Source organism: Oceanispirochaeta sp., assembly GCF_027859075.1.
Taxonomy (GTDB): Bacteria; Spirochaetota; Spirochaetia; order DSM-2461; family DSM-2461; genus Oceanispirochaeta.
Map to the genome: position 1 here is coordinate 1 of NZ_JAQIBL010000067.1, position 6,315 is coordinate 6,315.

A 6,315-nucleotide genomic window follows, 5' to 3' on the forward strand; every position below is an offset into this window, starting at 1 on the left:
CAGGCATCGGAAGAGCTGGGAAACCTGCCTATAAAAAACTGGAAGCAGGGCAGCTGGGCCGAAGGAGCAGAAAAAACCACGGGTTATACAATGACTCAGTCACATCTGACCGGTACCTACAATTGCGGAAACTGCATGATCAAATGCGGCCGGAAGGTCAAGATCGACGGGGGACGTCATGATGGCAAGGAAACGGCAGGACCTGAATATGAAACAATGGGTCTGATGGGTACCAACCTGCTTAATGATGATATTTCAACCATTATAAAAGCTAACGAAATATGCAACAGCTATGGTCTGGATACCATATCGGCTGGGGGTGTATTGGGCTTTGCCATGGAAGCCTGGGAAAGAGGATTGATCAAATCAAAAGATACGGATGGTGTCAAACTCGAATGGGGCAGCCCGACGGCCATTGTGAAAATACTAGAACAGATAGGAACACAAAAATCCATAGGAGTACTGCTGGGACAGGGTGTGAAACGAGCTGCCGAAAAACTGGGAGGAACTGCGAAAGAATTTGCTGCAGAAGTGAAAGGTCTTGAACCTCCGGCACATGATGGCAGGGCTAAACACACGGCCGCTATAGGTATGGCAACATCTGCAAGAGGAGCTTGCCATTTATCAGGCTTTGCACATGATTTCGAAGAAGGCGCGGTTCTGAAGGACCTGGGAAGTCCCGCTCTGACAGATCGATTTTCTGAAGAAGGAAAGGCTGAAAATGTTTTTCGTATGCAGAATCTGATGGGTATGTTCGATTCCATCGTAGCCTGTAAATTCGCCATTTTCGGTGGATTGACTGTAGATCCTGTTATTGAGGCGATTAACGCAGCCACCGGATGGAATATGGATAGAGATGAATTTTTTAGAACTGGAGAAAGAATCTTCAACATCAAACGTCTTTATAACAACAGACATGGAATAACCAGGAAAGATGATACTCTCCCGATTCGTATGATGAATCATAAAAGAGGCGGAGGCACAAATGCCCTCCCCCCTCTCAATAGTATGTTGAGTGATTATTATATTTACAGGGGCTGGGATGAGTTTGGAATTCCCACAGAAAAGAAGGTAAAAGAACTTGAACTTGAGGATTATGCTTGATCATGGCTGAAGTCATCTTATCTGGTCCCCTCCGGATATATACAGGAGGCAAAAAAGTCATAATTATGGAAGGAAATACTATTTGGAACGTTATTAAAGCCTTGAATAATGAGTATCCAGATTGGAAGGATAAATTGATCCGTAATGGAAAATTGAGTATGCAGATGACTATTTTAGTAAATAACCGAGATATCAGGCTGCTGGAACATGAAAAAACGAGAGTCGATAAAAACTCAAAGATAATGATTCTTCCCACACTGATTGGAGGGTAATATTCCCCTCCCTGATAGGTGGATAAAACAGAGGTAATAAAATGGAAGAGAAGAATTTAAAGTTTGATTTCTCCGATAAAAATGTCGTTATCACAGGTGCGACAAAAGGGATTGGACGGGACATCGCCCTGGCCTTCGCAGAAGCCGGATCCAATGTCGGAATAACTGGAAGAAACGAAACGGAATTGGCAGAATTGAAATCAGAAATTACGGCACTGGGCGTGAATTGCCTCTCTTCCCGTTCTGATTTATCTGATGCCGATGATTGTCTTCGCATGGCCGGATATTTTAATTCAGAATTTCCAAAAATTGATATTCTGATCAACAATGCAGGCATCAGCTTTCCAGAATTACTTACAGAGATGAATGTTGATCACTGGAATACAACCTTGAATGTAAACCTAAGAGCCCCTGCGTTAATTACGAAAGTAATCAGCTCAGGAATGATAGAAAGAAAAGCCGGAGTGATCATCAATATTTCCAGCAACGCCTGTATGGCGGGAATCGAAGAACATGCGGCCTACTGTGCCAGCAAGTTCGGCCTGGACGGTTTGACAAAAGTTATGGCAGTAGAATTTGGTCCATTTAATATACGGGTTAATGCCATTGCACCTACAGTCGTACTGACCCCCATGGGAGTTCAAGTGTGGGGAGATCCTGTAAAGGCAGATCCTGTCAAAGCAAAAATACCAATGGGACGTTTTATCAATACTAATGAAGTGACAAGTGTCGCTCTGTTTCTTGCTTCGAAGGAAGCGGCCATGATACATGGTGAAACCCTTTTAATTGATGGAGGAGTCAATGCAAAACTCTACTAATGAACCAAAAATCGCCCTTGTAACAGGGGCATCCGGATCTCTTGGAAAAGCAACTACAAAGGCACTCCTGGCTGGTGGTCACAGTGTTGTCATGATGGATTTAAATCAGGATATCTTAAATAAACTTCAGAAGGAAATGGACGGGAGAACCTACCCCTATGCCTGTAACCTTTCGGATCCTGATGAAGTTGAAAAAGTTTACTCTTTGATAGAAAAGGAAGTGGGACAGATTGACATCCTTGTGAATAACGCCGGGATTCTCAGCAATAACAAAGCAGAAGCGACGACTCCGGAAGAGTGGCAGAAAGTGATGGCTGTGAATCTTAACGGCGTGTTTTATCTGTCCCGCAAAGTCATGCCGGGCATGAAAAAGAAGGGATGGGGAAGGATAATCAACACATCCTCCCTGGCCGCTAAAACAGGGGGAATAACAGCAGGAACAGCCTATTCAACATCAAAGGGCGCGATCATGTCCCTGACATTTTCCCTGGCTGCCGAACTGGCATCCTACGGTGTCACGGTGAACGGGATTGCTCCCGCTTATGTCAGAACTCCCATGGTGACAAAACAACTGACTGAAGAACAGAGACAGGAACTCATTGCAAAGATCCCGGTAAAACGTTTTTGCGAACCAGAGGAATTTGCCCATGTTGTTATGTTTCTGGTAGATCCTTTGGCTGGTTTTATTACTGGAGAAATTATTGACCAGAACGGCGGTTTGATTTTTGACTGATATTACTGATTATGGATTTATATATACGATGTGATTTTATTCGGATTTCCTACCATGATATACTGAAATCCGGTATTATTCAATGAGATATATGACAGATCAGCCAGTTTTATCTACAGCGCACCGACAAGATAACCACCATGACAGCAATAATTTCTGTTACCGTTATATTCCTGATGACAAAATACTGGGACGATAAAGTAGCTTGATCCGTTTCTTGCTTTTCTGGAACGGTCATTTTCAGTCTTTCTCAGCTGAAGACTCAGGAGCCGGCATAAATTTCGATTTTGAGCGTATTTGTAGTATTTCTGCTGAGTGAAGGTCGTAATTCGCCAGAAGAGAGTATGTACTGGATTCCTTCCTAGAGATGAGAAAGCCATGAATTTCAGCTAACTTGCCGACAATATGATGATCAAGATGCCTGCAACAGAAGCCTGAAACAAGGCTTTTGAAGAAGCAACCTACAACGGTGTAAACATCAACGTCACTGCAAGTTTCACAGTTCCCCAGGCGGTTTCCGTAGGAGAATCTACAAAGAAAAAAGATTCAGAACCAGATAGCTCGCAGCTGCCAACAGATATCACCTGCACTGGTCACAGATAATCGGTGACAACATCGTTCTTATCATTTCCAGCGGAGGGCAAAAGAAGATTAATACCGAAGATATCGATGCAATAGTTACTAAAAATTATTCCATCGATCTGTCCATTCTGGCATATCTGCACAGCCCCCCCTATTGGCACCTAAGCTTATGAAGCCTATGGACTGGCTCATACAGAGTTTGCCGTGGAGGAATCCCAGATGAGTGATCTTCTCAGAAAATACGGCAAAATGATGAATAAGGTCCGCGGGACCTGGTTCGATAAGAAAGGCAAAAAGTCGGATGGAGTCATCGACGAAGGCGAGGCTTTTGGCCTGATGAAACTGGCCAAACCCATAGGTGCCATCGGAGCTCCTGCTCCCGGTTCCAACAGAGAGGCCACCCTGATTCATAAAGCCATAAGTGCCATCAAGACCCGAAACGCCATAATCCTGGTACACAATCTCAGAGCATGAAAAACCAATAAAATGGTTGTTAACAAGATGAGAGAAGCCCTGGGAGCCGGTGGAGACCATGGTGGCGATCCTCCATGTTGTAGATGAGGTCATCATGGAGAACTCACAGAATCTGATGAAAGAGTGGAATCAGCATCGACTATTCTTTTTTTCGGCGGAAAACTGTCAGTTTTCACCGTTTATTAAAAATTGAAGAACTTTGATCAGACCGTATAGATGGTCAATACTATTATCAACTTTTCCGGCACAGGAAGCTTCTATGGTATCCATACCGCTTAAAAGGAAAGGATACAGCAGCTCTCGGGAAAGGTTAACGTTCCCAGAGTCATGGTTAATCAGCCCCAGTGGCTTGCCAACAGTGAAACATAGACCAATGCTATGCCTATGACCCGGAACCTGGACTGCAGTTCCTGATGTTGAAATATTTCCAGTGAGAATATCACAAAGCTTGCGGCATAGCCTCCAAAGCCCTGAGGTAAAACCGGAGACTTGCCCTTCCCAATGCCCAAATTGCGGTTATAAAAACCTTGGGAGCGGCCAATATCATCTTCAGAATTGAGATCAAAGGCGCCAAAGATCATGATCTGGTCCGAGAGATCAAGATGCAGGAATACCGGAAGAAGCTTATGAATCCCTTCTCCGCGGCGTCCCGAGGTATTGAAGATGATGTGGTGGCTCCCGAATCGTTGAGAAAGGAGCTTATCAGATCTCTTGACATGATCGCAGAAAAACCCGAAAGCCTACCGCTAAAGAAGCAAGGGAATATACCCATATGATGTACAAGAGTAGACAAAGACGTCTGGAAAATAAAAAGACTCGTTTTGATGAAGCCTCCTTTGTTGTCAGATACAACAAGGACCATATGCCTGAGGTTTACACGGATGATTCTGTATATACCCGACGGAAGAAGTTAAGGATAAACCTAATTCCGTAGGGTTCTGCTTGATCCCCTCCTTTGAGAGTTAAATTTTTTTGACCGAAAACCTATTTGAGAATAGATTTCATGATGATCGTTTTCATTTGGGTCATTTCCTCAAGAGTGAATAAAACGCCTTCTCTGCCTATGCCGCTTTTCTTATAACCTCCAAAGGGCATATCAAGTGTCCTGTAGGTGCTTACTCCGTTAAAAACGACTCCTCCACATTCCATTTTACTTGCAATAGTCATTGCTCTTTGGGCATTGTTACTGAATACGGCTCCCATCAGTCCAAATTGTGAGGCATTGGCAATTTCCAGGGCATCTTCATCTGTATCAAAACTTATGACAGGAAACACAGGTCCGAAAACTTCCATGTCTCTGGCAATGTCCATTTCCGGTGTTACATCATCCAGAATGGCAGGAACATAGTATGTTGAGTCTCTCCGTGTTCCTCCATAAACTAGAGTTGCTCCCTGCTTGATGGTTAAATCAACATCCCTGACAACAGAATCAACAGCGGTGCTGTTGATGAGACAGCTCAAATCAGTTTTTTCATCCTGCGGATCACCAATATTGATTTTTGATATTCTGTCAATGAGCTTTTTGAGACATAATTCATTAATGCTTTTTTGTACCAGCAATCTTTTAGGGGCACAGCAGGTTTGTCCAGTATTTTGTAACCGAGTTGCAGTAATTTCTTCTACTGCAAGATCCAAGTCAGCATCATCTAAAATGATATTGGCATCATTGCCTCCCAATTCCAGGAATACCCTGGTCAGGTTAGAAGAGGCTGCCTGCATAATTTTGATACCGACTCCTGTACTGCCGGTCAGGCTGATGGCATCGATGCCCGGATGTTCCGATAACCACTGTCCCACTTTAGCACCGCTACCTGTAATAAACTGAATGGCATCCGATGGCAGTCCGCTCTCAAGGGCCAGTTCCACAAGCCGTCCGATAGCGAGAGGATTCGACTGAGCGGGTTTGACAATGACAGTATTTCCTCCTGCTAATGCGGGAGCTACTTTCTGAGCATAGAGTTCTATTGGATAATTGAAAGGAGTGACACAGACGATAACACCCAGGGGCTCAATAACCGTAAAGGCTATATCCTTCTCAGATCCTGGAGATGACACAGGCAGTGTTGCACCGTAATTAGTGCTTTGCCTTTTCTGCATAACCCCGAAATAGGTTTGCAGTCGTATTTACTTCATCTCTACACTCATTGATTCTTTTACCCATTTCCAAACTTTCCAGATGAGCCAATTCTTCTTTATGTTCATCTATAGTCTCCGCATACTTCATTAATATGGAAGATCGGGTATGGACAGGAGTGTTTCTCCACTTTTCTAAAGCATTTCGGGCAGAAGACACCGCCTCATCAATGTCTTTTTGGGTTGCTAGGGGTGTCTG

At 43.9% G+C, this 6,315-nt stretch carries 8 protein-coding genes and 1 pseudogene; 6 read left to right on the forward strand and 3 right to left on the reverse strand.

The window, feature by feature from the left end:
• From PF479_RS03605 to PF479_RS03615, 4 genes are all read left to right on the forward strand, one after another.
• Positions 1 to 1,104, forward strand: a 1,104-nt coding sequence (locus PF479_RS03605; RefSeq protein WP_298002304.1) for an aldehyde ferredoxin oxidoreductase C-terminal domain-containing protein, incomplete at its 5' end; no start/stop codon positions are given.
• 2 nt (positions 1,105 to 1,106) lie between these two features.
• Complete coding sequence (locus PF479_RS20725) at positions 1,107 to 1,376, forward strand: MoaD/ThiS family protein (RefSeq protein WP_367277201.1); 270 nt, start codon at positions 1,107 to 1,109, stop codon at positions 1,374 to 1,376.
• Between the two features lie 41 nt (positions 1,377 to 1,417).
• Positions 1,418 to 2,194, forward strand: coding sequence for an SDR family oxidoreductase (locus PF479_RS03610; protein ID WP_298002306.1), 777 nt, complete (start codon positions 1,418 to 1,420; stop codon positions 2,192 to 2,194).
• The gene (locus PF479_RS03615; RefSeq protein WP_298002307.1) at positions 2,178 to 2,927 is read left to right on the forward strand and encodes an SDR family NAD(P)-dependent oxidoreductase; all 750 of its coding nucleotides are present in this window, start codon (positions 2,178 to 2,180) and stop codon (positions 2,925 to 2,927) included. The genes PF479_RS03610 and PF479_RS03615 overlap by 17 nt, the downstream gene beginning before the upstream one ends.
• A 593-nt stretch (positions 2,928 to 3,520) precedes the next feature.
• Here PF479_RS03615 and PF479_RS03620 read toward each other — a convergent pair.
• Positions 3,521 to 3,652, reverse strand: coding sequence for a hypothetical protein (locus tag PF479_RS03620; protein ID WP_298002309.1), 132 nt, complete (start codon positions 3,650 to 3,652; stop codon positions 3,521 to 3,523).
• 76 nt (positions 3,653 to 3,728) lie between these two features.
• On the opposite strand from PF479_RS03620, the gene PF479_RS03625 reads away from it, so the two are divergent.
• A complete protein-coding gene (locus PF479_RS03625) occupies positions 3,729 to 3,983 on the forward strand; it encodes a hypothetical protein (protein ID WP_298002311.1) in 255 nt (84 codons plus the stop codon).
• A 500-nt stretch (positions 3,984 to 4,483) separates the two neighbouring features.
• A pseudogene (locus tag PF479_RS03630) lies at positions 4,484 to 4,759 on the forward strand (carboxyl transferase domain-containing protein); the annotation flags it as partial.
• A 208-nt stretch (positions 4,760 to 4,967) separates the two neighbouring features.
• Here the strand turns inward: PF479_RS03630 and PF479_RS03635 are convergent.
• Positions 4,968 to 6,080: an aldehyde dehydrogenase gene (locus tag PF479_RS03635; RefSeq protein ID WP_298002312.1), complete on the reverse strand. Its 1,113-nt coding sequence runs from the start codon at positions 6,078 to 6,080 to the stop codon at positions 4,968 to 4,970.
• The coding region (locus PF479_RS03640) for an aldehyde dehydrogenase family protein (RefSeq protein ID WP_298002314.1) at positions 6,058 to 6,315 on the reverse strand (258 nt) is incomplete at its 5' end. The genes PF479_RS03635 and PF479_RS03640, both read right to left, overlap by 23 nt.